Source organism: Mesorhizobium sp. B2-1-8 (genome assembly GCF_006442545.2).
GTDB lineage: Bacteria > Pseudomonadota > Alphaproteobacteria > Rhizobiales > Rhizobiaceae > Mesorhizobium.
In genome coordinates this window covers 4,984,876-5,010,260 of sequence record NZ_CP083952.1, presented here as the reverse complement: position 1 = coordinate 5,010,260, position 25,385 = coordinate 4,984,876, and the positions used below count along the sequence as shown (strand labels likewise).

At 61.7% G+C, this 25,385-nt stretch carries 23 protein-coding genes; 11 read left to right on the top strand and 12 right to left on the bottom strand.

Features of this window, described 5'->3' with window-relative positions:
• The first annotated feature begins 66 nt into the window (after positions 1–66).
• Positions 67–1,071: an asparaginase gene (locus tag FJ970_RS24695; RefSeq protein WP_140762848.1), complete on the top strand. Its 1,005-nt coding sequence runs from the start codon at positions 67–69 to the stop codon at positions 1,069–1,071.
• Between the two features lie 9 nt (positions 1,072–1,080).
• Here FJ970_RS24695 and FJ970_RS24690 read toward each other — a convergent pair whose 3' ends face one another.
• Positions 1,081–2,457 carry a TIGR03808 family TAT-translocated repetitive protein gene (locus FJ970_RS24690; protein WP_140762851.1) on the bottom strand — a complete coding sequence of 459 codons (1,377 nt, stop codon included), beginning with the start codon at positions 2,455–2,457 and terminating at the stop codon, positions 1,081–1,083.
• 117 nt (positions 2,458–2,574) lie between these two features.
• On the opposite strand from FJ970_RS24690, the gene greA reads away from it, so the two are divergent.
• On the top strand, positions 2,575–3,048 hold the full coding sequence (gene greA, locus FJ970_RS24685; protein WP_140762856.1) for a transcription elongation factor GreA: 474 nt from the start codon (positions 2,575–2,577) through the stop codon (positions 3,046–3,048).
• 16 nt (positions 3,049–3,064) lie between these two features.
• Here greA and FJ970_RS24680 read toward each other — a convergent pair whose 3' ends face one another.
• The 3 genes from FJ970_RS24680 to FJ970_RS24670 form a co-directional block, all read right to left on the bottom strand.
• Complete coding sequence (locus tag FJ970_RS24680; RefSeq protein ID WP_140762859.1) at positions 3,065–3,289, bottom strand: AbrB/MazE/SpoVT family DNA-binding domain-containing protein; 225 nt, start codon at positions 3,287–3,289, stop codon at positions 3,065–3,067.
• 63 nt (positions 3,290–3,352) lie between these two features.
• Positions 3,353–5,473 carry a methylmalonyl-CoA mutase gene (gene scpA / locus FJ970_RS24675; RefSeq protein WP_140762863.1) on the bottom strand — a complete coding sequence of 707 codons (2,121 nt, stop codon included), beginning with the start codon at positions 5,471–5,473 and terminating at the stop codon, positions 3,353–3,355.
• Positions 5,470–6,912, bottom strand: coding sequence for a methylmalonyl-CoA mutase subunit beta (locus tag FJ970_RS24670; protein ID WP_140762866.1), 1,443 nt, complete (start codon positions 6,910–6,912; stop codon positions 5,470–5,472). The genes scpA and FJ970_RS24670 overlap by 4 nt, the downstream gene beginning before the upstream one ends.
• A 339-nt stretch (positions 6,913–7,251) precedes the next feature.
• On the opposite strand from FJ970_RS24670, the gene FJ970_RS24665 reads away from it, so the two are divergent.
• A complete protein-coding gene (locus FJ970_RS24665; protein WP_140762869.1) occupies positions 7,252–8,799 on the top strand; it encodes a helicase HerA-like C-terminal domain-containing protein in 1,548 nt (515 codons plus the stop codon).
• Between the two features lie 89 nt (positions 8,800–8,888).
• On the opposite strand, the gene FJ970_RS24660 is transcribed toward FJ970_RS24665, so the two are convergent.
• Entirely contained in the window at positions 8,889–9,815 is a 927-nt protein-coding gene (locus FJ970_RS24660; RefSeq protein ID WP_140762872.1) for a LysR family transcriptional regulator, read from the bottom strand.
• 191 nt (positions 9,816–10,006) lie between these two features.
• Here FJ970_RS24660 and FJ970_RS24655 point away from each other — a divergent pair, with 191 nt between their 5' ends.
• On the top strand, positions 10,007–11,704 hold the full coding sequence (locus FJ970_RS24655; protein WP_140762875.1) for a GMC family oxidoreductase: 1,698 nt from the start codon (positions 10,007–10,009) through the stop codon (positions 11,702–11,704).
• Between the two features lie 16 nt (positions 11,705–11,720).
• Entirely contained in the window at positions 11,721–14,234 is a 2,514-nt protein-coding gene (locus tag FJ970_RS24650; protein ID WP_140762878.1) for a CoA transferase, read from the top strand.
• Positions 14,235–14,297: 63 nt separating this feature from the next.
• Here the strand turns inward: FJ970_RS24650 and FJ970_RS24645 are convergent, their stop codons facing one another.
• Together FJ970_RS24645 and FJ970_RS24640 are read right to left on the bottom strand one after the other, a co-directional pair.
• Positions 14,298–15,122, bottom strand: coding sequence for a L,D-transpeptidase (locus FJ970_RS24645; RefSeq protein ID WP_140506114.1), 825 nt, complete (start codon positions 15,120–15,122; stop codon positions 14,298–14,300).
• Between the two features lie 171 nt (positions 15,123–15,293).
• Complete coding sequence (locus tag FJ970_RS24640) at positions 15,294–15,956, bottom strand: haloacid dehalogenase type II (RefSeq protein WP_140762882.1); 663 nt, start codon at positions 15,954–15,956, stop codon at positions 15,294–15,296.
• A gap of 155 nt (positions 15,957–16,111) precedes the next feature.
• Between FJ970_RS24640 and FJ970_RS24635 the strand changes: the two genes are divergently transcribed.
• From FJ970_RS24635 to FJ970_RS24620, 4 genes are all read left to right on the top strand, one after another.
• Complete coding sequence (locus FJ970_RS24635) at positions 16,112–16,990, top strand: branched-chain amino acid aminotransferase (RefSeq protein WP_140762886.1); 879 nt, start codon at positions 16,112–16,114, stop codon at positions 16,988–16,990.
• 177 nt (positions 16,991–17,167) lie between these two features.
• Complete coding sequence (locus tag FJ970_RS24630) at positions 17,168–17,770, top strand: superoxide dismutase (RefSeq protein ID WP_140762889.1); 603 nt, start codon at positions 17,168–17,170, stop codon at positions 17,768–17,770.
• Positions 17,771–18,032: 262 nt separating this feature from the next.
• Positions 18,033–18,470, top strand: coding sequence for a c-type cytochrome (locus tag FJ970_RS24625; protein ID WP_140762892.1), 438 nt, complete (start codon positions 18,033–18,035; stop codon positions 18,468–18,470).
• A gap of 33 nt (positions 18,471–18,503) precedes the next feature.
• A complete protein-coding gene (locus FJ970_RS24620; protein WP_140762961.1) occupies positions 18,504–19,454 on the top strand; it encodes a cytochrome c in 951 nt (316 codons plus the stop codon).
• On the opposite strand, the gene FJ970_RS24615 is transcribed toward FJ970_RS24620, so the two are convergent.
• From FJ970_RS24615 to FJ970_RS24605, 3 genes are all read right to left on the bottom strand, one after another.
• Positions 19,451–19,852 carry an SET domain-containing protein gene (locus tag FJ970_RS24615; protein WP_140762894.1) on the bottom strand — a complete coding sequence of 134 codons (402 nt, stop codon included), beginning with the start codon at positions 19,850–19,852 and terminating at the stop codon, positions 19,451–19,453. The two genes, FJ970_RS24620 and FJ970_RS24615, sit on opposite strands and share 4 nt — an antisense overlap.
• A gap of 151 nt (positions 19,853–20,003) precedes the next feature.
• Positions 20,004–20,630 carry a LysE family translocator gene (locus FJ970_RS24610; protein WP_140762897.1) on the bottom strand — a complete coding sequence of 209 codons (627 nt, stop codon included), beginning with the start codon at positions 20,628–20,630 and terminating at the stop codon, positions 20,004–20,006.
• A 19-nt stretch (positions 20,631–20,649) separates the two neighbouring features.
• Positions 20,650–22,749, bottom strand: coding sequence for a S9 family peptidase (locus FJ970_RS24605; RefSeq protein WP_140762900.1), 2,100 nt, complete (start codon positions 22,747–22,749; stop codon positions 20,650–20,652).
• 609 nt (positions 22,750–23,358) lie between these two features.
• Between FJ970_RS24605 and FJ970_RS24600 the strand changes: the two genes are divergently transcribed.
• Positions 23,359–23,784, top strand: a complete 426-nt coding sequence (locus tag FJ970_RS24600; protein WP_027143963.1) for a MucR family transcriptional regulator — start codon at positions 23,359–23,361, stop codon at positions 23,782–23,784.
• Positions 23,785–24,056: 272 nt separating this feature from the next.
• Here the strand turns inward: FJ970_RS24600 and FJ970_RS24595 are convergent, their stop codons facing one another.
• Both FJ970_RS24595 and FJ970_RS24590 read right to left on the bottom strand, forming a co-directional pair.
• The gene (locus FJ970_RS24595) at positions 24,057–24,485 is read right to left on the bottom strand and encodes a SufE family protein (RefSeq protein ID WP_140762903.1); all 429 of its coding nucleotides are present in this window, start codon (positions 24,483–24,485) and stop codon (positions 24,057–24,059) included.
• Positions 24,486–24,585: 100 nt separating this feature from the next.
• Positions 24,586–24,936 (bottom strand): DUF5330 domain-containing protein, encoded by a 351-nt coding sequence (locus tag FJ970_RS24590; RefSeq protein WP_140762906.1) that lies wholly within the window; start codon positions 24,934–24,936, stop codon positions 24,586–24,588.
• A gap of 30 nt (positions 24,937–24,966) precedes the next feature.
• Between FJ970_RS24590 and FJ970_RS24585 the strand changes: the two genes are divergently transcribed.
• Positions 24,967–25,224 carry a hypothetical protein gene (locus FJ970_RS24585; protein WP_140762910.1) on the top strand — a complete coding sequence of 86 codons (258 nt, stop codon included), beginning with the start codon at positions 24,967–24,969 and terminating at the stop codon, positions 25,222–25,224.
• The last annotated feature ends 161 nt before the right edge of the window (positions 25,225–25,385 follow it).

Here is a 25,385-nt window from a genome sequence, read left to right as displayed (position 1 = left end):
TTACAGCGCCGCGCGCCGTTGGGCGGGCGAAGGACGCTGTAACATTTTGATTTTGCGGGAGGTGACATGACAAATCCGGTTCTGATCGAGGTTTTGCGCGGCGCCATTGTCGAGAGCGCCCATCGCGGTGCCGTCGCCGTCTTCGATGCCGACGGCAAGCCGGTCCTGGAGATCGGCGACACTTCGAAGCCGGTCTTTCCCCGTTCCGCCGTCAAGGCGATCCAGGCCCTGCCGCTTGTCGAAACGGGTGCTGCCGATGCGTACGGCTTCGGCAACCGCGAACTGGCGCTGGCCTGTGCCTCCCATTCCGGCGAGCCTGCGCATGTCGAACTGGCGCGGTCCATGCTGGCCAGGGCTGGGTTGGACGGGTCGGCACTCGAATGCGGGACCCACTGGCCCTCGAACCATGGCGCGGAGATTGCGCTCGCGCGTGCCGGCGGTTCGCCAAATGCGCTGCATAACAATTGTTCCGGCAAGCATTCCGGATTCTTATGCACCTGCGTCCATTCAGGCATCGCGCATCGCGGTTATGTGAGACCGGATCACGCTCTGCAGGAAATGGTGCGCGACGCCATGCAGGCAGTCACCGGCGCTGTCCACGGTGCCGACGAACGCGCGATCGACGGCTGCTCGATCCCGACCTATGCGGTGCCGCTGAGGAGTTTCGCGCTCGGCTTTGCCCGCATGGCCACGGCACAGGGCTTTGGCCCGGAGCGGGCAAAGGCTGCGAAGCGCCTGCTCTCCGCCTGTATGGCGGAGCCGTTCTTCGTCGCCGGCACCGGCCGTGCCGATCTTGCCTTGATGGAGGCAGCACCTGGCCGAATCTTTGCGAAAGGCGGAGCCGAGGGCGTCCATTGTGCCGCAATTCCGGAACTCGGCCTCGGTATCGCCGTCAAATGCGATGACGGTGCCGGGCGCGCCGGCGACGCCATCGCCGCCGCCGTGCTCGCCAGGCTGCTGCGGGCGGACGAGGCCTTGGCGGCGAAGCTGCTCGAACTGGCGAACGCGCCGATCGAAAGCCGGATTGGCGCCAAGGTCGGGGCACTGAGGCCGACGCCGGCCTTGAATTGAAAGCAGCGATCAGCTGACGCGGTTGCGCTCGACGGACAGATGCGCATAACCGCTGCTGCTGGTCTGGGTGAGGTCAGCTGTTACCGGCTCCGCCCAGCGCTGCCCGACGACGGCCCCGTTCAGCGCACCATCGATGACATTGTCGGAAATGACGGCAGTGCCGGCACCCTCGACCACGCTGACGACGATGCCGGTGCCTGCCTTGCGGATGATGTTGCCGGTGGCCACGACATTGCGCAGATACGGCCCCCAGCCGATCGACATGCCATAGAGCGGCGCGTTCTCGATGACGTTGTTGGAAGCGATGGTGTCGGCTTCGACGGCAATGCCGACACCGAACCCTGGCGGGTCCGCTGTGTAGGGGACGCTGGTCGACAAATTGCGCACGATGTTGCCGGAGCAGACACCCATGCGGCCGCCTTCGTTGAAGTTGACGATCGAGATGCCGTTGGCCGCACCATCGACGATATTGTTGCTGATGACGGCGCCCTCGAACGAGAATTCGGAATAGACCGCGGTCTCGCCCGAGCGTGAGCAGGTGTTGCCCGATATCTGCAAATTGCTGGAACTGTTGGCCCGGATCGCCGAAAAAGCGCAGTCCGAAACCACATTGCCCGAGATGACGACATTTCCGGCGCGGAAGGCATTGATGCCGTTGCCGTTCTGGCCGGTACCCCCGCTGCGCGCGCCAATGTGTTCGACGCGGTTGCCGGTGACCATGGTGCCGTCTTCCGCCGCTTGCCAGCGATGCACCAGGATGCCGCCATTGGCGCAATCGGAGACGGTGTTGCCTGAAATTGCCAGGCCTCCGGCTTCGACTGAATAGATGCCGGCATCGGCGGCCCCGGATATGTCCGAGCGCTCGATCCGGCCCACCGCATGTTCCAGCGCCAGCCCGTTCTTGCCGCTGCCTGTGATCTGGCAGTTATCCACCATCAGGTGCGCGACCCGGCGCAAATCGAGCAGCCCCTGTGCGTAGTCGCCCATCGAGCGGTTCGAGCCGTCGAAGACCAGCCCGCTGAGTTCGATATGGTCGGCCTGTTCGGTCATGAACAGATGGCCGTCGCCGCCGTAGACGATCCGCGTGGCACCCGGCACGCCGGAAAGACGCACGCGGCCGGGCAGCGAGAGATTGGACACCACATAGGTGCCGGGCGGCAGGAAGACCGGCATGTCGCGGCCGTTCGCGTCGCGCAGCAGCTTGGCGAAGGCCTTGCTCTGGTCGTCAAACGTACCCGGCTGCACGCCAAGTTCGGTGGCGTTGATCGAGCCGCGCATCGAGGCTTTCTCGATGCCCGTCAGGCTGGCGGCTGTCGCCTTGCCGAGCGCAAGGCCCATGACGGCAAAGCCGGCGGTTTGCGTCAGCAACGTTCGTCTGTTCAACATCGGCACAGAATCCCAGTGTTCAGCCCCGACACCGCAGGAATCATGCCAGACGTCCGGCGCGCCTCTTCTCAGCGGCAATGGCTTGCCGAGCAGCTACTCGGCGCCTAAGTTCAGGGAATGAGCAGAGCTTTTACCCGCGAAGAAGACAGCGAGAATGCCATCGCCGGCGTTGGCGAGCGGCCGATCAGCACGCACCGTAACCTTGTGACGGAGCGCGGCCTGGCGCAGATCGAGGACAATCTGGCCGATCTGCGCGATATCATGGCGAAAGCGGAGCGGAAAGCCGACCGCGAGCGCATCGCGGTCGTGTCGCGCGATCTTCGCTATTGGACCGCGCGGCGCGAGAGTGCCGAGCTTTCCGTGCCTGAGCCCGGCAGCGATGTCGTCCGCTTCGGCATGGGAGTCACGCTGGAAAGTGATGATGGCAAGAAGGTGCACTGGAAGATCGTCGGCGAGGACGAAGCCAATCCAGCCAAGGGCAGCATTTCGCATGTCTCGCCGATGGCGGTCGCGCTGTTTGGCAAGAAGCTCGGCGACGTCGCCAGCGTCAACGGCAAGGAGTGGGAGATCGTCAAGCTCTCGGAGAGTTGACGCAAGCTAGGTCCGTCTACTTGGCCATACTTTGCAATGCGGCCTCATACTGGTCCATGACATCACGAGCAGCGCGCATCTGCCGTTCGACGTCACTTCTCACCGGTCTTAGAATGCCGCAGTCATCGGTTTCGATGATCTGGAATTGATCGCCTACTCGCATGTTCAGGTTGTCCAGCATTTCCTGCGGCAAGATCACGACACCTGATCCGTCGTCGAGCTTGCGGACAATAGTCTTCACGGCTGTTACCCTTGGTTGCATTCGTCATTGTGACACAACCTTTCCAGCGCTACAATGTTTCGCTCAACGCGCCAGCAGCCGATCCAGCAGCCGATCCGCCGCTTCCGGAATGACCGTGCCCGGCGGGAAGATTTCCGCAGCACCCGCTCGTAGCACCGCATCGTAGTCCTGCGGCGGGATAACGCCGCCGGCCACGATCAGCATGTCGCCTCGGCCGAGCTTCTTCAGCGTGTCGCGCAATTCGGGGATCAGCGTCAGGTGGCCGGCTGCCAGTGATGAGGCGCCGATGATGTGGACGTCATGCTGGACAGCCAGCCTGGCGATCTCTTCCGGCGTCTGGAACATGGCGCCGACGGTGACGTCGAAGCCGAGATCGGCGAAGGCGGTGGCGATCACCTTCTGCCCGCGGTCGTGGCCGTCCTGTCCCATCTTGGCGACGAGAATGCGCGGCTTGCCGCCGTTTTTCTTTTCGAAGGCATCAAGCTTGTCCTGCAGCCGATCGACCACAGGATTGTCGCCAAGCGCCTTGCGGTAGACACCGGAAATGGTCTGCACCGTGGCCACATGGCGCCCATAGGCTCTTTCCAAGGCGAACGAGATTTCGCCGACAGTGGCATTGGCGCGCGCGGCGCGGATGGCGAACTCCAGGAGGTTGTCCTGGCCTTGTGCGGCACGGGTCAGCGCATCCAGCGCGCTTTCGACGGAGGCGACGTCGCGCGTGCCTTTCAGCCGTTGCAGCTTCGAGAGTTGCCTGGCCCTGACCTCGGCATTGTCGATCTTCAGAACGTCGACTTCGATATCGGTTCCGGGGCGATGCGCATTGACGCCGACCAGCATCTGCTCGCCGGAATCGATGCGCGCCTGCGTGCGGGCCGCGGCTTCCTCGATGCGCAGCTTGGGTATGCCCTTTTCGATCGCCGCCGCCATGCCGCCGAGAGCCTCGACCTCCTCGATATGGGCAAGCGCACGCGCCGCCAGATCGTGCGTCAGCCGCTCGAGATAGGCCGAACCGCCCCACGGATCGATGATGCGCGTGGTACCGGATTCCTTCTGCAGGATGAGTTGCGTGTTGCGGGCGATGCGCGCCGAATGGTCGGTCGGCAGCGCCATTGCTTCGTCGAAGGAATTGGTGTGCAGCGACTGTGTATGCCCCTGGGTCGCGGCCATCGCCTCGATCATGGTGCGGATGATGTTGTTGTAGGGATCCTGCGCCGTCAGCGACCAGCCGGAGGTCTGGCAATGGGTACGCAGGGACAGCGACCGCTCGTCCTTCGGCGCGAAGTTCTTTTTCATCAGCGTCGCCCACAATAGGCGTGCGGCCCTGAGCTTTGCCACTTCCATGAAGAAGTTCATGCCGATCGCCCAGAAGAAGGACAGGCGCGGCGCGAAGCGGTCGATATCGAGCCCTGCCGCGACGCCGGCGCGGGCATATTCGATGCCGTCGGCGATCGTATAGGCGAGTTCCAGGTCGGCGGTCGCGCCTGCCTCCTGCATGTGATAGCCGGAGATCGATATCGAATTGAACTTCGGCATGTTCTTCGAGGTGTAGGAGAAGATGTCGGAGACGATCCGCATCGAGGGCTTCGGCGGATAGATGTAGGTGTTGCGGACCATGAACTCCTTCAGAATGTCGTTCTGAATGGTCCCCGCCAAATCCTTCTGCGCGACGCCTTGTTCTTCGGCCGCCACGATGTAGAGCGCCATGATCGGCAGAACCGCGCCGTTCATAGTCATCGACACGGTCATGTCGCCGAGCGGAATGCCGTCGAACAACTGCCGCATGTCGAGGATGGAATCGATGGCCACGCCCGCCATGCCGACATCGCCGGCGACACGCGGATGGTCTGAATCATAGCCGCGATGCGTGGCGAGATCGAAGGCAACCGAAAGACCTTTCTGGCCGGCGGCAAGGTTGCGCCGGTAAAAGGCGTTGGACTCCTCGGCGGTCGAAAAACCTGCATATTGCCGGATCGTCCAGGGCTGCTGGACATACATGGTCGGGTAGGGGCCGCGCACGAAGGGCGCCAGGCCCGGATAGGTGTCGAGATGCGGCAACCCCTTGAGGTCGCCCTGGCTGTACAACTGCTTGACGACAAGACCTTCCGGCGTCGTCCGCTGTCCCTTGACCTCGACCGGTGCGCGGCGGGGTGGCACCCAGCCGATCTGACTGAAATCCGGAATCAAGAAGCGGCCCCGATGGATTGATCGATGCGGACCGGCGACAGCGCTTCGCACAGGACGACACCCTCGGTGAAGGCAGGTCGCCGCTCTGCGTTCAGCGTCTCGATCGGACGCTCGCTCTTCAAGGGGTGAAGCGTGGCGCCGATGATGGCCCGCTCGCCTGACTTGAAGGCAATGCCGCGCTGGGCGGCGGCAGTGCGGACGCGCTGCTGGATATGTCCGTCCCGAAGGCTGGACAACACGCCCCCCTCTGCCTCGATCGTCTGCAATTCCGCCCACGCTGCTTCGCAAAGGTCTGACGTAACCGCTTCGACGGCGCCGGAGCCATAGGCGGGATCGGCGACATGATCGACATGGCTTTCATTGGCCATGATCAGCTGCGCGTTGCGCGCGACGCGGCGGGCAAAAGCAGCCGGCAGGCCATGCGCGATCGTATGCGGCAGGATGGAGATCGAATCGGCGCCTCCCGCCGCTGCGGCGAAGCAGCCGATCGTCGTGCGCAGGATGTTGTTTTCGGGGTCCAATGCCGTCATCATGCGAAATGATGTCTCGGCATGGATGTTGGCCGTGGAATTGGGGATCGAGCAGGCCTCCTGGGCTCGTGCCCACAGCCTGCGCAAGGCCCTAACCTTGGCCATTGACAGGAACTGGTCCTGGTCGACGCTGAGCGCGAAACCGATATGAGGCGCGGCATAGACGAGCGGCTGCCGCGCCTTCTCGAACATTCTGAGATACGAGACCGCCGAAGCCAGCATGATGCCGAGTTCCTGCGCTTCCGTGGCGCCGGCATTGTGAAAGACGCGACCGTCCGCCTCCAGAAGCACACCGGGGACGCCCATCGAGAAGAAATGCGCCAGCGATTGCGGCATCGATTCCTGCAGCGCCTCGATCGACATGCGCAGCCGGCCGGTGCCGGCGAGGATGGCCGCCGGATCGATGCCGAAGGAAAGGTTGAGCTTTGCCGGATCGGAGCGGCGCTTGCTCAGGAACGCCACCAGCCAGTCGGCCATGGGGCGGCTCCAGGGGTGGGTGTCGATGCGGATCTGGATCCTGTTGAGGGGCACGCCCTCCAGCACCGTTTCCAGTGCCTGCGCCGTCCTCGGCAGGCCGTAGCCGAACGCGTTCGGGGCACCCTCGAAGACAAGCGACAGTCCCGTCGCGCCCTGCGCGATGTCTTCCAGGGCCTGGCCCTTGGCGCGATCGACATTGGGGTCGTCGACACGCTGGCTGACGATCCAGGGCGATTGAGGATTGGCGCGCACGATCGGTTCGGCTCCGGTCGCGCGGTCATAGAGCGGCTCGACGCGGATGTTGTCGTCGGTATGCGAGACCAGCTTTGCCTCGAAGGATGCGCCGGCCAACGCCTTTTCCGCCAAGGCCAGCCATCGCTGACGCTGCGCATCCGTTGGCTCAACATCCCTGGTCAAGGCTCCGGCGCCCATTCATCGTCCTCGTTCTATGTGGCCGCACCAGCCCGGGCAGCCCAGTCTACGGTCCCCGGTCGGTTATCGCAATGCGCGTCCAAGGCCCTTATCCCACTCACCTGATATTCGATCCACCTGATATAGGGCGGCTTGCGTAGGCGGACCATGAACGATTGCCAAACACCATCGAAATTCGCAAGTTCCAAAATCCGCTCCTGGCGATTACCCCATTGGACGATTACCCGATTGGATGATTGGCCCGCGTTGGACAATTGTCATTGTCGCTGTGCAACGGCCTCACTATACGTTTCGGGCAAAGGCTGGCTTTAGACACATCAGTTTGCGGAGACCGGACATATGGCTGACGATACCAGTATTTTCATCGGCGCCAGCCGCAAGCCCGACGACAGTTATCAGCGCGCCGAAAATCTGCTGCTGCAATATGGCAACCGCCACGGTCTGGTGACCGGCGCCACCGGTACCGGCAAGACCGTCACCTTGCAGATCCTGGCTGAAGGTTTTTCCAACGCCGGCGTGCCGGTCTTCTGCGCCGACATCAAGGGCGACCTTTCCGGTATCGCCATGATGGGCGCCGCCCAGGATTTCCTGGTCAAGCGGGCACAACAGGTCAAACTCGACCCTTATGATTTTCAGGAATTCCCGGTCATCTTCTGGGACCTGTTCGGTGAGCAGGGCCACCCCATCCGCGCGACCATTTCGGAAATGGGACCGCTGCTCCTGTCGCGGCTGATGAACCTGACGGACGCACAGGAAGGCATCATGAACATTGCCTTCCGCATTGCCGATGAAGAGGGCCTGCTTCTCCTCGACCTCAAGGACCTGCAGGCGCTTCTCGCCAACATTGCGGAGCGCGCCGAAGAGATCAGCGCCCGCTATGGCAATGTAACGAAACCCTCTGTCGGCGCCATTCAGCGCACGCTGCTGGTGCTGGAGCAGCAGGGCGCGGCGAACTTCTTCGGTGAGCCGGCCTTGCGGATTTCCGACATCATGCGCACGACCCGTGACGGTCGCGGTGCCATCAGCGTGCTGGCCGCCGACAAGTTGATGATGAATCCGCGCCTCTACGCGACGTTCCTGCTCTGGCTGATGTCGGAGCTGTTCGAGGAACTGCCCGAAGTCGGCGACCCCGACAAGCCGAAGCTGGTGTTCTTCTTCGACGAGGCGCACCTCTTGTTCGACGAGGCGCCGAAGGTGCTGATCGACCGGGTCGAGCAAGTGGTCCGCCTGATCCGCTCCAAGGGCGTCGGCGTCTATTTCGTCACTCAGAATCCTCTGGATATTCCCGAAAAGGTCCTAGCCCAACTTGGCAACCGCGTGCAGCACGCGCTGCGCGCCTACACGCCGCGCGAGCAGCAGGCGGTGAGGACGGCGGCCGAAACCTTCCGGCCCAATCCCGACTTCGACTGCGCCACCGCCATCACCCAGCTCGCCACCGGCGAGGCGCTGGTCTCGACGCTGGAGGCCAAGGGCATTCCGTCGATGGTCCAGCGCACGCTGATCCGTCCGCCGTCATCGAGGCTTGGACCCATCACTCCCGCCGAGCGGCAGAAGCTGATCGGGGAAAGCCCAGTCACCGGCCAGTATGACCAGGTCATCGACCGCGAATCGGCCTTCGAGATGCTGCAGAAAAAAGCCAAGGAGACGCAGGACGCAGAGGCGCAGGCGCAGCAGGCAGGCACTGGCGGCTCGCGCTGGACCATTCCAGGCTTCGGCAATGACGATCCAGCGCCGCAGTCCGGCGGCCGGCGCGCGCCGGCCCCGCGCCCTTCCAACCGCCAGACGGTGGCGGAAGCCGCGATCAAGTCGGTGGTACGCTCGGTTGGCTCGTCGGTCGGACGTGCGATCGTGCGCGGGATTCTGGGGAGCCTTTCGCGGGGACGTTAAGCCGCTCCGGACCGTGGATGCCTTCGCAGGCGACCTTGACCGACGGCTTCAAAGCCCTCGGCAGCTTCGGAGCCGAGCTGAAGGTGTGTCTAATGTTCACCGCGCCAGATTCGCTCGATGACGTCGAAGGCCAGAGAGACATTTGGATCGGATCGCCGCGCGAACAGGCAGGCAAAACCCAGGCTGGTCTCCAGCTTGACCCTGTCCGCGATAACCAGGCCGTTTGCCTGTCGTTCATTGAGCGCGATCGATTCCCGGCAGAGGCTTAGCCCGAGGCCGGTACGAACCATCGCCAGCATCGAGGTTTCCTGGTCGACCAGGGCGACGATGTTCTGCTTGAGGCCGCCAAATTGCCTCGCAAGCAGCCTGTTATGGACCGATTCCGATGGAGTGCCGATCCAGGGAAGCTCGGCAAGCTCCTTCCAGTCCCGCCCTGCCACCATGCCGGCAAAGCCAGGCGGCGCCACGACGCGATAGGTCATGCGTGACAATGGCTTGATGAAGAACTGGGCCTCGGATTGCGTGTCGGCGGCATCGGTGCTGGTGCCGAAATCGTCGAGATCGCCGAGAAAAAAGCCGACATCCAGTTCGTTGCGCTTCAGCCGGATGGCGACCTCGCCACTCATGCCTTGCCGAAGTTCCGTGTCCATGCCCGGGCCACTTTCGGCGAGGGCCTGCAGAAATGCGCCCAGGCGGGTGAATTCAGGGTCGATGATCGTACCGATCCTGAGTTTGCCGCGCAGCTTCGTGCTGAGATGCCTGGCGGTCTGTCTGAACTCCGCCGCCTGGGCCAGCACCTGCTGGCCTTTGGCCGCAAGCAGCGCGCCGTCGCGCGTCAATTCAAGTCCGCCGGCGGTCCGATGGAACAATGTCACTCCGACGTCCTGGGAGAGCCGTTTGAGCTGAAGGCTGACGGCAGGCTGGGTGAGATTCAGCAATTCGGCCGCCTTGGTGACGTTGCCTTCCTGCGCCACGGTAACGAACGCCTTCACCAACCTGAAATCCAGATGGTCCATATAAATTTCCGTTATAATCGTTTCTTCAATTTATCATTGGATTCAGCAAGCGGATAGCCGCATTGTGGCATGGGAGGCATGTCGATGATGGTCGCGGGCGATGGGAATTATAAGAAACACCCGGCTTGCAGTGCCCTTGTGAACGCGGCGCGGCGCTGCTGTTCATCGCATTTCGCGGAGGATTGACGGGAATGAAGGCGCGGGGCGTTCGCTCGGATATTGACGTTTTCGATTACATAGTGGTCGGCGCCGGGTCGGCGGGTTGCCTGCTTGCCAGCCGTCTCAGCAGCGATCCCGCCAGGCGGGTTCTGTTGATCGAGGCTGGCCGGAACGACAGCTACCCCTGGATTCACATTCCCGTGGGTTATCTTTACTGCATCGGCAATTCGCGCACCGACTGGCTTTACAACACCGAGCCCGAGGCGGGTCTAAACGGCCGCTCCCTGCGTTATCCCCGGGGCAAGGTCCTGGGTGGCTGCTCCTCGATCAATGGCATGATCTACATGCGCGGCCAGTCTCGCGACTACGATCAATGGGCGGCAGTCACCGGCGATGGCGAGTGGTCATGGGAAAAATCGCTGCCGGACTTCATGGCGCATGAGGATCACTATCGCCTCGACAACGGCGCCGACCCCGCCACCGGCGGCAACAGCCGGTTCTCGGACATGCATGGACACGGCGGCGAGTGGCGCATCGAAAAGCAGCGTCTCAAATGGGACATTCTCGAATCCTTCACCGACGCCGCTGTTCAGGCGGGCATCCCCCGATCATCCGATTTCAACGGCGGCGACAACGAAGGTGTCGGCTACTTCGAGGTCAACCAGAAATCCGGCTGGCGGTGGAACACGTCGAAAGCCTTTCTGCGGCCGATCCGCCATCGCCGCAACCTGGTGATCTGGACCGAGGCCGAAGTCGACAGGCTGTGCATCGAAACCGCGCCGGATGGGCGCAAGCGGTGCACGGGGCTGTTCCTCCACAGGCGCAACCAGCAGGTGTCGGCCCAGGCGAAATGTGAGGTCATTCTGTCGGCCGGGGCGATTGGCTCTCCGCACGTACTGCAGCTCTCGGGCATCGGCCCGGCGGCGCTTCTCAAGGGGGCCGGCATCGACGTCGAGCTTGATCTCCCGGGCGTTGGAGAAAATTTGCAGGATCATTTGCAGATCCGCGCCGTCTTCAAGGTCACCAATGCCAGGACACTCAACACGCTTGCCAACAGTCTTGTCGGCAAGGCAATGATCGGACTGGAATACGCTTTGAAGCGCTCCGGGCCGATGAGCATGTCGCCATCGCAGCTCGGCGCGTTCACACGCTCCGATCCAGGCCAGGCGCATGCCAATCTCGAATATCATGTGCAGCCGCTTAGTCTCGACGCGTTCGGCGAACCTCTGCACACCATCCCGGCCTTCACCGCCAGTGTCTGCAACCTCAATCCGACCAGTCGCGGCAGTGTGCGGGTCCGCTCCGCTCAGCGCGGGGAAGCGCCCGCCATAGCCCCCAATTATTTGAGCACCGAGGAAGATCGCAAGATTGCCGCCGACAGCATCAGGCAGATTAGGTCGATCGTCGGCCAGCCGGCGCTTGCAAGATATAATCCCGTCGAATGGAAGCCCGGCGTGGAATTCCAGAGCGATGAAGATCTCGCGAAACTCGCGGGCGACATAGCAAACACCATCTTCCATCCCGTGGGAACCGTCAGGATGGGGCACAACGACGACGGGATGGCCGTTCTCGACAGTCGGCTGCGTGTCCGCGGCATCGAGGGATTGCGGGTTGTCGACGCCAGCGTGATGCCGACGATCACCAGCGGCAACACCAGTGCTCCCACGATGATGATCGCCGAAAAGGCGGCGCGCTGGATCATCGACGACGCGCAGCGACACGGACACTGAGCAAGAGATCACCGCCATGACATCGATTTCGCGTTCGGCACTGCCGCTGTCCGGCATCAAGATCATCGATTTCGGGCAGTACATCGCCGGTCCTGCGGTGGCGATGATCCTCGGCGATCTCGGCGCGAGCGTCGTTCACGTCGATCCCCCCTCGGGTCCGCTCTGGGACAATCCGGCCAATGCAATTCTCAACCGCAACAAGTTGAGCGTCACGATCGACCTGAAAACCGCAGCAGGCTTGAACGAGGCGAACGCGCTGGTCGCCCAAGCCGACATCGTCATCGAGAATTTCAGGCCCAAAGTCTTGGCCCGGCTCGGCATCGACTTCGAAGCGCTGCGAAAAGTCCGTCCCGAGTTGATCACGGTATCGATCCCCGGCTTCGCCTCGAACGATCAACTGCGCAGCGACTGGCGCGCCTTCGAGACCGTTATCGCGGCCTCGTCCGGCGTCTTCACGGACATGGGGCTCAACCGGGTGCTGATGGGGATCAATCCGTCCTTTTCGCCGCTGCCCCTGGCCTCCGCCTATGGCACCATGCTCGCTGCTTCCGCAACCGTTCTGGCTCTTCAAAGTCGCCAGCGGACCGGACACGGTGATCATATCGAAGTGCCGCTCGCCAGCGCGGTGATGGAGGGCTTGTCCTACAACTCCATCAGGATCGAAGACTATCCGCTTCGCTATCGGACGCAGCGCGAGCGGGAGATCGAACGGCGCCGCAAGGAAGGCCTGCCGATGGACATGTCCTATGGCGACTTGCAGGAATTCCTCGATCCCTTCTATCGCAGCTACATGTGCGGCGACGGTCGGATGTTCTACGTCGTCTGCCCAAGCCACAAGAACCACGCCAAACGTTGCCTGCAGACGCTGGGCCTTTACGATGAACTCGTGAGTGAAGGGCTCCGCGAGGAAGACGACACCTATCTTCCCGTCTCGGAATGGTCGTCGGACGCGTCGCTCGGCGTCTATCCCTTGCCGAAATTCTGGGCCGACAAGATTGCCGCAAGGATGAAAGCGGTTTTCCTGACCCGCACTGCGGCGCAATGGGAGCGCATTTTCGGCGAGGGGCTGTTTCCGGGAGCACCGCAGCGTTGGCTGCAGGAATGGATCGCCGACGATCATGCCAGGGCAACTGGCCTGATGATCGAGGTCGACGATCCCATACTGGGCCGCATGATCCAGCCGGGGCCGATGGTATGGCTGCAGGAAAGTGCGCAAGCCATGCTGAACCCGGTGCCGCGTAGCTGGGTAACCGTGGCCGAGGCCCAGGCAAGGCTGGCTGAAGTGAAACGGCAGCTCCCGCCTGTTCCAACCGCCAATGCTTCGGTCGGCTGGCTCGACGGCATCAAGATACTCGACCTCTGCAACGTCATCGCGGGCCCGCACTCGGTCGCGTACCTCGCCCGCTTCGGCGCGGAGGTGATCAAGATCGATCCGGCAAAACCGTTCTACGACTGCTGGAACACGGTGATTTTTGGCATGTCCCACATGCGCGGCAAAAAATCCGCGCTGCTGGATATCGCAACCGTTGACGGGCGCGAGGCATTCGAGAGATTGGTCAAGTCCGTGGATGTCGTCGTCTGGAACGCCACCGACCGTCAGGTCGAAGTCATGGGACTCGACCTCGAAGGGATGAGAGCCCTCAACCCCGACGCAATTTTCTGTCAGCTCGATTGCTTCAGTGGCGTCCGCGTCGGACCGCGCACCAACTATCTTGGCTATGACGATCTGGTTCAGGCGGCGACCGGCATCATGCTTCGGTTTGGGGGATCGATGCAGACGCCGGAAGAACATGCCCATGTCGGCACCATCGACGTCATGTGCGGCTTTGGCGCCGCTGTCGGCGTGGCTGCCGCGCTTTTCCAGAAATCCACAACCGGCGTTGTCGGCCGGCCACGCACGTCGCTGTCGGCGCTGACAGGGCTGGCGCAGATCCCCTTCTGCTACGACTATGAGGGCCGCCGACCATTCGACGAACCGGCGGGCCGCGAGACAAAAGGGTTCGACCCATTGTCCCGGCTTTATGAAACGGCGTCCGGTGATTCGATCCTGCTATGTGCGTCGGACGCCGACTTACCACGCTTCGAGACAGTAGAGGGATTGACAGGGCTGGCTTCGATACCGGAGCCCGACCGGGAGACCCATCTGGCCAAGATATTCATGACCGAACCGGCCGAGATTTGGCAACAGCGCCTTGTCGAGGCTGATATCGGTGCATCGCCTTGCGAGAACATCGAGACGATCCGGGGCCGGAACGCAAGGATGGCGGACGGCAGGCCTGGTACCGAATATGGCAGTTACTCATTCTCCGTCTTCCCGGATCACCCGAGCGGCCACATGGTGACCCAACTTGATCCTTTCGCCGTCCGGCCCAGCGAGGGAAAGGTCTATGCTCTTGCGTCGGCAGAGAAATACGGCGCCTCGACACGCACCGTTCTCGCCGCCGTCGGCTATGACGATGCTGAAATCGACAGAATGCTGAAGTCGGGTGCCGCCAGTGTTTCCTGGAGCAGCGCCTATTTGCCAGGCTGAGAACAGACACCAATGGCTCAAACTCCAAGGCGGCGTGGTTCGCCGCCTTGGATATCGATCAACTCAGAAAATCGCGTCCGTCACCGCTTTGACCGGTCCGAGCAGGACCGATCCGTCCGGCACGCCGGCGTCGATCGGGATGGCCTTGTGATTGGCCGTCGCCACCATCGGTTGGCGAGCGTCGCTGGTGACGATGACCGGCGTTTTCGACGGCACGCGATCATAAAGGTCGATGATGTCCTGGTTCATCAGGCGCACGCAGCCCGACGACACCGATTTGCCGATCGAACGCCATTCCGGCGAGCCGTGCAGGCGATAGAGCGTGTCCACATTGCCCTGGAAGAGATAGAGCGCGCGCGCCCCGAGCGGGTTCTTCAAGCCTCCGGGCATGCCGCCATTGTCGGCACTGTACTGCTTCAATTCCGGCTGGCGAGCGACCATCTCGTCCGGCGGCGTCCATTTCGGCCATTTCTGCTTCCACTGGACGACCGCGTCGCCCGACCATTCGAAGCCAGCGCGCCCGAGGCCGACGCCATAGCGGATGGCCTGGCCGCCCGGGCGAACCAGATAGAGGAAATGGCCCGTCGTATCGACGACGATGGTCCCCGGCTTCTGTCCGGTCGGATCGGGCACAATCTGGCGCAGGAACTGCGGATCGATCCTGTCGACGGGGATGGCCGGCAGATCGAAGCCGCCATCGCTGACAGCCGCGTACATCGACGCATAGTCGGCGAGCGGAGGCTCGACATAGGTTGGCGGCGGCGGCTCGGCTGGCCCCGGTCCCGTGGTGGCGCATGCCGAAACCGCGATCGAGGCGGCGCCCAGGGCTGCGGCGTTGAGAAAGCCGCGACGGCTCAGGCGATAAGATTCGATTTCGGTTATGGACATGGCTGCCTTCTTTAAGACTCAGATCGCAACAAAGCGTCAACACGTCGACGTCCGCTACGGGTGCCTGACAACACCTGAGGCGATAGACGGTTCCGATTCTGGCTCGAACGTGGACAAACAAAGGCGAAGCTGTGACTGCGCCGCCCCTGTGGCGTTGGAGCCACAGGTCTATCAGGCGCCGGATACGAGTGCCTCCAGTGACGGCAGGATCAGGGCCGGCGGCAAGTCCCGATATTCCTCCGGCTGGTTGGAGCGGTTGATCCAAACCGTGCGGAAGCCGAATTTGGTGGCGCCCGCGATGTCCCAGCGATTGGAGGACTGGAAGGAGATCGCGCCGGGATAAAGCCGCCAGCCGGTGGCGACCATGTCGTAGACCGCTGGATCGGTCTTGAAACGACGCACCGCATCGACCGAATAGATGTCGTCCAGGACCTGGTCGAGTGCCGCGGACTTGACCGCCGCCTCCAGCATTTCGGGCGAGCCATTGGAGAGGATCGCCAGCCTGGCGCCCGAAGCCTTGAGCGCTTTCAGCACGGCCGGCACTTCGGGGTAACAGTCCAGCCTCCAATAGGCTTCCAGCAGTTTCGCCTTGAGGCTCGGATCGGCCGAAGGGACCTTGCGCAAGGCGAAGTCCAGCGCCTGTTCCGTCAACTGCCAGAAATCGGCATAGGCGCTCATCAGCGTGCGCACCCAGGAGTATTCGAGTTGCTTGGCGCGCCAGACTTCGGACAGGAGCTGGCCGTCCGGTCCGATCGCGTCTGCATGGCGGCGCACGGCCGCGTGTACGTCGAACAGCGTGCCATAGGCGTCGAAAACATAGGCGGCGTATTGCATGGCAACAGTTTTGAGGCGAGGCGGGACAAGGTGCAAGCCCTGATTGCCTCGCACCCGTCGCTGGCCTCAACAAAACTCCCCGATGCTGGTTGACGGCAGCGACCAAAGCATCATCCAATGTTGTCACACAAGATTGACCGGAACAGGAAAACGCGATGACACTGGCTGCGGCGGCGCAATCCGCGACATGGACTTTCGTCGATGGCGATTGGTATGAAGGCAATGTCGCCATTCTGGGACCGCGCAGCCACGCCATGTGGCTCGGCACCAGCGTGTTCGACGGAGCTCGCTGGTTCGAGGGCGTCGCGCCCGATCTCGAACTTCATGCCGCACGCGTCAATGCCTCGGCGACCGCGCTCGGCCTGGCGCCGAACATGACGCCCGAGCGGATCGTCGGGCTGACCTGGGACGGATTGAAGAAGTTCGACGGCAAGACGGCGGTCTACATCAGGCCGATGTACTGGGCCGAGCATGGCGGCTACATGGGCGTGCCGGCCGATCCCGCCTCGACCCGTTTCTGCCTGTGCCTCTATGAATCGCCGATGATTTCGCCGACAGGCTTTTCCGTGACCGTGTCGCCGTTTCGGCGCCCGACCATCGAAACCATGCCGACCAACGCCAAAGCCGGCTGCCTCTATCCCAACAACGGCCGCGCCATCCTTGAGGCCAAGGCGCGCGGCTTCGACAATGCGCTTGTGCTCGACATGCTGGGCAATGTCGCGGAGACCGGAAGTTCGAACATCTTCCTGGTCAAGGACGGCCATGTGCTGACGCCGGCGCCCAACGGAACCTTCCTGTCCGGCATCACCCGCTCGCGCACGATGGCGCTGCTCGGCGATTATGGGTTCAGGACCACCGAAAAGACGCTGTCGGTGCGGGATTTCCTCGAAGCGGACGAAATCTTCTCGACCGGCAATCACTCCAAGGTGGTGCCGATCACCCGCATCGAGGACCGCGACCTGCAACCTGGCCCGGTGGCCAAGAAGGCACGCGAACTCTATTGGGATTGGGCGCATTCGACCTCGGCTGGCTGAGGCGCCCAGTCCGGCCTTTTTGTCGCTGCGCGGTTGGCCGCGGGAAAAGCGTGTGACAGTTCTCGGGAACCCGCTTAGAAAGGGAACCGACGCTCCACTTCCGGAGTTGTTCCAGCTCAACCCCGACCTATCTTACTCCGGTATCCACACCGGATTTTCCACGAGGGAGTACTACCCATGGCTTTCGAATTGCCCGCTCTGCCCTACGACTATGAGGCCCTGCAGCCCTATATGTCGAAAGAGACGCTGGAGTATCACCACGACAAGCATCACAAGGCCTATGTCGACAACGGCAACAAGCTCGCCGCCGAAGCCGGCCTTGGCGATCTTTCCGTCGAAGAAGTGGTCAAGCAGTCGTTCGGCAAGAATGCCGGTCTCTTCAACAATGCCGCGCAGCACTACAACCACATCCATTTCTGGAAGTGGATGAAGAAGGGCGGCGGCGGCAACAAGCTGCCTGGCGCGCTGCAGAAGGCTTTCGACAGCGATCTCGGCGGCTACGACAAGTTCAAGGCTGATTTCATCGCCGCCGGCACGACGCAGTTCGGTTCGGGCTGGGCCTGGGTTTCGGTCAAGGACGGCAAGCTGGCGATCTCGAAGACGCCGAACGGCGAAAACCCGCTCGTTCACGGCGCCTCGCCGATCCTCGGCGTCGACGTCTGGGAGCACTCCTATTACATCGACTACCGCAACGCTCGCCCGAAATATCTCGAGGCCTTCGTAGACAGCCTGATCAACTGGGATCACGTGCTCGAACTCTACCAAAAGGCAAATGCCTGATCGATCTTCCGAAAGGCCCGGCACCCCCGGGCCTTTTCTTCTATGTCGAAGCCCCACCGCAGCTAATGCATGTCGCCCGGAAGTGTCGTCGGTTCCGGGACAACGACATGCATAAAATCAGAAGCTTACAGCAGGTCGTGCGAATCCTATTCGCCGCGACATGCTGTAGGGTCGTCCAAATCCATGCGGAGAGAAGGGAATATTCCTCCTCCTGCATCCGTTAACGACCTGTCCTGAAATACCTTCTCACGGAGCCAAATGAATGAGAAAGCTTGTCATCGCCATCTCCATGCTCGCGCTCGCCGCGTCGGCCGCCTTTGCCGATCCGATCCTCGACCGGCAGGCTCTGATGAAGGAACGCGGAAAGATCGTCGGCGGCCTGTCGAAAGTGGCCAAAGGCGAGGAGCCCTTCGATGCCGCCGCGGTGCTGACGCAGTTGCAGGCGTTGCAGGTAAATGCCGAGAAATTCGACGTAGAGGCCTTGTTCCCGAAGGGCAGCGATGCCGGCGACACCACGGCGGCGCCAAAGATCTGGGAAGACATGGCCGGCTTCAAGGCGACCGAGGATAGGTATCTCGCCAACGTCAAGGCCACGGTCGCAACCGCTCCGGCCGACGTCGACGCGCTGAAGACGCAGATCGGAACCATCGGCTCGGACTGTGGCACCTGCCATCAGGGCTACAGGGTTAAGAAGGGCTGATCGCCTGACATGGCATGGCTTAAATCGCCAGCCATGGCATGGCTGAGGAAGCTCGTCGGCGCAGCCCTCGTTCTTGGCATCGCCGGCGCGGCCGCCGGGTGGCTGCTGTCGGCGCCGGTCAGGCTGGAAGCAACGGCCCTGGCCCAACTCGGCCCCGGCGATGTTGCCCGCGGCAAGCGCATCTTCTATGCTGGCGGCTGCACCTCCTGCCACGCGAAACCCGGGTCGCAGGGCGATGCACGGCTTCAACTCGTGGGCGGGCTTGAACTCAAGACGCCGTTCGGCACCTTTGTTCCGCCCAACATTTCGCAAGATCCCAAGGATGGCATCGGCGCATGGTCGGTCGAGGATCTCGCCAATGCCATGCTGAAGGGTGTTTCGCCCACGGGTGAGCATTTCTATCCGGCATTCCCCTATGCCTCTTACGCGCGCATGAAACCATCTGATGTCGCCGACCTCTACGCTTTCCTGAAGACGCTTCCCGCCGTCGCCGGCAAGGCGCCGGGCAATTCGTTGGCGTTCCCGTTCAACATCCGGCGAGGCATCGGCCTGTGGAAGCGCCTCTATCTCAGCGACCAGCCTGTCATTCCCCTGCCTGATGGCACGCCGGAACCCGTGATGGCAGGCCGCTACCTGGTCGAAGGGCCGGGTCATTGCGGCGAATGCCATACGCCGCGCGACTTGGCTGGCGGCATCAGGAAGGGCCAATGGCTGGCCGGTGCCGTGGCCGCCGAGGGCTCGGGCGTCGTGGCGAACGTCACTTCGGGCGAGGGGGGTATCGGCAGCTGGTCCGCGTCCGACATCGCAAACTACCTCGAAACCGGGTTCACGCCAGATTTCGATTCCGTCGGCGGAGCCATGGTCGACGTGCAGCGCAACATGGCCGAACTGACGGCGGACGACCGTGCGGCGATTGCCGCCTATCTCAAAGCGGTGCCGCCGCACCCCAACGGCTATCCGGCCCGCAAGAAAAGCACGAACTAATCTTCGGATTCCAGGTGGCGATCGCCGAGGAAATCGAAGCCCGTTTCGAAGAAATGGTGGTAGTTGCAGGTCAATTCCTCACCCGGGGTGATGTCGCGCAAGGCGTAGGTTTCCTCGGGCGACGAGACATCGCAATTCGGCTCGTCGTCATGGTTCATGTAGCGGGCGTCGTCGGCTTCGAAGACGATATAGGCCGGATCGCGCCGGTCGGGGTAGGAATAGCGGTCGAGATAGTTCTTCACCGGCCCGGTCTCGCTCTCATAGGTCTCGACGTCGATGATCCGGTCGAACCGGGGGTCGAGCCTCCAGACCAGCGTGCCCTTGGCAATGTGGTTCTTGGCAAACACGCCGATGCCCTGGATCGGCGATTTGTCGAGATAGACGTCGACGAGCAGCATAATGGACCCTTGTGCGAGTTCGGGCTTCGTTGCCCGGGAAAATCGTGCTTTGGGTAGCGCGCGACCGTCGCAATTGCGAGCGAAAATCAGCCGGGCGGAACTCAAAAAATCATGATCATCATGCCTGCCGGCAAACCTGGGCCGCCTGGCCTCAGCGCTGTTGCAAGGCCAGGCGGACACCCAAGGCGCAATAGATGCCGCCGACAACCTTGCCCTGCCATTTCAGCATCGTCGGATTTCGGCGCAGGAAACTGCCGAGCCGCCCTGCGCTCACGGCAAACACCACTGTGCTGAATAGACCCAGCACGACGAAGATGATCCCCAATGCGGCCAACTGAACCATCGCCGATCCGTTTTCGGGCCGCACGAACTGAGGCAGGAACGCTAGGAAGAAAAGCGCGGTCTTGGGGTTGAGCACCTCGGTCAGGACGGCCTGTCGAAACGCCTTGCCGGCGGAGATTGCAAGCGCGCCGGCGGTCGGATTGGTCGGCGCTTTCTCGATGATGGCGCGAATGCCGAGGTAAACGAGGTAGGCCGCGCCGATATACTTTACGATGCTGAACAGCGTCGCCGATGTGGCGATGATCGCCGAGATGCCGACCATCGCCATGACGGTATGAAACACGTCGCCGGCCGCGATCCCGGCGCCGGTGGCGATCCCGACCCTCGTTCCCGAACTTGTCGCGCGCGCGATCGTCAACAGCGTGGCAGGACCCGGAATGAAGACAAAGCCGAACACAACCGCGATGTAGGCTATCAATGTGGACAGATCGATCACCGCGGCGTTCCTCCGTAAGCTATGCCTTGTCCGTCACCTTCAGCGTGAAGGCATAAGTATAGGCGATCTCCTCCAGCCGGGAAAAGCGGCCGGACGCACCGGCATGGCCGGAATCCATGTTGATCTTGAACAGCACCGGATTGTCGCCGCTCTTGCGGTCACGCAGCCGCGCCACCCACTTGGCCGGCTCCCAATAGGTGACGCGTGGATCGGTCAAACCGGCGAGCGCCAGGATCGGCGGATAGTCGAGCGCGGCGACGTTGTCGTAGGGCGAATAGGCGGCGATCGTCCGGTAATCATCGGCCGACGCGATCGGATTGCCCCATTCCGGCCATTCCGGCGGGGTCAGCGGCAGCGTCGCGTCGAGCATGGTGGTAAGCACATCGACGAACGGAACCTCGGCCACGATGCCCCCGAAGCAATCCGGCGCCATATTGGCGACGGCGCCCATCAGCATGCCGCCGGCCGAGCCGCCTTGCGCGACGATGCGGTCATGCGTGGTATAGCGTTCGGCAACGAGGTGGCGGGCGCAGGCGATGAAATCGGTGAAGGTGTTCATCTTGTGCGCCCGCTTGCCGTCATCGTACCAGCCATAACCCTTGTCCTTGCCGCCGCGGACATGGGCAATGGCAAATACCACGCCGAGGTCGACCAGCGAGAACCAGTTGGTATTGAAGGCGGCCGGCACGGCAATGCCGTAGGAGCCGTAGCCGTAGAGCAGGCAAGGCGCGGAGCCGTCCAGCGGCGTGTCGCGGTGATGCAAAAGCGAGATCGGCACCAGTTCGCCATCGGGCGCGGGCGCCATCAGCCGCCTCGTGACGTAGTGATGGGGGTCGTGGCCGGACGGCACTTCCTGGGTCTTGAGCAGAACGCGCTCACGGGTACGCATGTTGTAGTCGAACATCTGCGACGGCGTCGTCATCGACGAGTAGGAGAAGCACATCATCTCGGTGTCGTATTCCAGGGACCCTGAAAGGCCGAGCGAGAAGGCTTCCTCATCGAAGAAAATCAGATGCTCTTCGCCGCTGGCACGGTCACGCACGACGATACGCGGCAGGCCTTCCTTGCGCTCGAGCCGGACCATGTGGTCCTTGAAGCCGATCACCGACAGGATCAGCCGGCCCGGTTCATGTGGCACCAGTTCCTGCCAGTTGGCGCGGACCGGATCGCTCGCCGGCGCCGTCATGATCTTGAAGTCCTTGGCACCGTCCGCATTGGTCAGGACGAAGAAGATGTCGCCGCCTTCCTCCAGCTCATATTGAAGGCCGGTCTCGCGCGCCGAAACCAGCTTAGGCTCGGCAAACGGATCGCTGGCGCTCAGCAGGCGGTATTCCGAAGTCTCATGGTCATTGATGCCGATCATGATCCATTGATTGTTGCGGGTCCCGTCGACGTTCATGAAGAAGCCGGGGTCGGTTTCCTCGTAGATCAGGCGGTCGTTTTCAGGGGCCCGCCCCAGTGCGTGGAACAGCACCTTCGACGGCCGGTGGTTTGGATCGAGACGCGTATAGAAGAACCCGTCATTGCCCGCGTCCCACACGCCCGAACCGCCGGTGGCGGGAATCTGGTCCGCCAGTTCCTTGCCATCGGCAAGGTCGCGCACACGCAGCGTGTAGAATTCGGAACCCTTGTCATCGAAGGCCCACAGGAGCTTGCGATGATCGGCCGAATGTTCGACGCCGCCGAGCCGGAAATAGGCCTTGCCCTCGGCCTCGGCGTCGCCGTCGAGCAGAATCTGCTCGGGTCCGCCATCGCGCGGCATGCGGAAATAGCGCGGCTGCTCGCCGCCAAGCTTGAAGGAAGACCCGTAGGCGTAAGGCCCGTCCTTCATGGGAACGGAAGAATCGTCTTCCTTGATGCGGCCCTTCATTTCCTTGAAAAGCTGCTTTTGCAGATCCGATGTGTCGGCCATCAGCGTCGATTGGTAGGCATTCTCGGCTTCGAGTTCGGCGCGGATCCCAGGATCGAGCAACGATGGATCCCTGAACATCTCCTGCCAATTATCCGCCCTGAGCCAGGCATATTCGTCAGTTCGCGTGATGCCGTGATGTGTGTCGGAGACCGGCCTTTTTTCGGGGGCAGGCGGGTTGACGATTGGAAATCGGGAAGTCCTGGTCATTGAGTCTCGCTCTGGAAATATCTTGAACGACGAATGAACACGCCGATCAGGGCGGTTCAAGAGCCGTGGCGTAGAGGTGGTGACGGCCCATGAGATGGCCGGGAGGAGAGAAGATGACCATTCGGTCTCGTATTACTGCGGCCTTCGCCGTTGTTTTGCTAACTCTGGTCTTTGCCGGCCAGTCTCATGCGACCGTATTCGCGGCTTGGCAAGTGGCCAGTGCGCAATGGGTTGGCAACCTGTGGTTTTGTGAACAGATATGAACAACCAAGCTTGTCGGTTTGGCCGCCAAGAAAACCGGAGCATTGAAACTTGCTTTGTGAGTTATCGCGAATGTAACGGTTAGCTGACCCAACGTCAGCCTTTGTCGGTTTGGCGACCGAAATATCGAAAAATTACATGGCGCACGAAAGATTGAAGCTGATCCCGGAATAGTTGATCATCATTCCTAAATATAATGCGCGGAGCGAATTGACTTACTTGACGTGTGGTCGCATTGATGTCCCCGTGACACGAATCGTCGCAGCTCTATCTGCGCAAAATTCGTGCAATGCCCTGATTGTAAAAAAGGGCACAGACCGACGTAACTCTTGTTGGGGCCTGAAGACCATGGATATTGTCGAAACACCTTCCCGAAACAATGATGCGCTGATCGAGCTAACCGCCGATGTGGTGGCTGCCTATGTCAGCAACAATCCCGTGCCGGTCGGCGAACTGCCGAACCTGATATCCGATGTCCATGCCGCTCTCGGGCGTGTGGGCGGAACCGTCGAACAGCCGCCTGCCGACAAGCAGAAGCCGGCTGTCAACCCGAAGCGCTCGGTTCATGACGACTACATTGTCTGTCTTGAGGACGGCAAGAAGTTCAAGTCGCTCAAGCGTCACCTGATGACCCACTACGATTTGACGCCCGATCAGTATCGCGAAAAGTGGAACCTGGACCCAAGCTATCCGATGGTTGCCCCGAACTACGCGGCGGCCCGTTCGCAGCTTGCCAAGAAGATGGGCCTTGGCCGCAAGCGCAAGGCGCGGTAGTCGCGGCTTGCCGGATTAGAACTGAAATCAAACGGCGCCTTCGGGCGCCGTTTGATTTTGCGGGCGAGAGTAATTCCATGAAAGTGTGAACCGGTTTTCCCGGGCAAAGCGCGTTGCGCTTTCCCTAATGCATGTCGCCCAAAAGTGACCTCGGTTTTGGGAAGACGACATGCACAAAAACAAAGACCAAAAGCGCGTCGCCTGAATCCGTTTCGACGCGAAACGCTTTTGGAATTGCGTCAAAACAAAGAAGATCGCAGGCAGAAAGCCTGTCAGGCAGTCTGCGCGAGCGCCATCTCGGCGTCGCGTTTGATGCGCTTGACCATCGAGCGAAGGCCATTGGCGCGCTGGGGTGACAGGTGCTCGTCGAGGCCGAGTGCCTTCAGCGTCGTTTCAGCATCGGTTTTCTGGATTTCGCTGGCCGACTTTCCGGAAAACAGCGCCAGCATGATCGCTACCAGTCCGCGCACGATATGGGCGTCCGAATCGCCTGTAAAGGTGATGACGGGATCGGCGCCCGGACCCCGTTCGGTGGTAAGCCAGACCTGGCTGACGCAACCTGGCACCTTGTTGACGGCGTTACGCTCCGCATCGGGGAAGGGAGGCAGCGCTTCGCCAAGCTCGATGACGTAACGATAGCGGTCCTCCCATTCCTCGAGGAATGAGAAGTCGTCTCGGATCGTCTGGATCGTGGTCGTCATGACCCGGATATAGTGACGCGACGGCGCCGCGTCACGGAAAAAACAAGGACACCGCGGGCGTCGAGAGGGCCGACGGTCCGCGGTGCGCCGTCGAGACGGCTTAATTCTCTATCGGCAGATTGACCGTTTCGGGCAGGACGATTTCTTCCGGCACGCTGCCCGTCATTGTCGATGTGTCGGGGCCGGCGGACTTGTCGTCCAGCATGGCGGCCGCGATCTTGGCGGTCTCCTTGGCTCGTGCGGTGATGGTGTGCATCGCCGATTTGCCCGTCTCGCAGACTTCGGGCTTGCGTTCGCATATCCCGGCGATGTCGCCGACAGCGTCGCGCGCCGCGAACAGGGCCTGGATGGGCCCGACGCTTTCCTGGCCCGTTTCATCGGACCCGACACCCAGCGGCAGCGCCAGCAGCACCAGTGAAAACCAGAAAGCCATTCTTATCAGGAAGAACATGCCTCGCCTCTCGTCGTGACCGGATCATGCATGACATGGCATGACCTCTTTTATGGGCAGGATGTTGGCACGCAGGCACGAAGGACGGCTTGCACGATCGCCGAGAATTTTCCTCAAATTTTAGGCAAACTCGAAACGAAGCGTTTTTGCTGTCGATTTGTTTCGTATCGGAACGATTCTCGTTACCATCCGATAACCATCTATGTAATTGTTTATACGATATTTTTCGCAAACGACGGCGATCCCGTTCCTGCTTCTGGGCCGCTGATGGCGGGCGTTCGCGAATAACCCTCCGTTTACTATGGCTGCATTTGCCCGGGTTTTTGGCCGCCGTCATCCCGATATTTGCCGCAGGGCCGGCCTTGGTCGGCCCTGCCTTATCCATTCCTTAAACGCTGAATGCGAGTTTCAAAGCCAACCAAGACAATCTGCGAAAGCAGAGCTGTTCA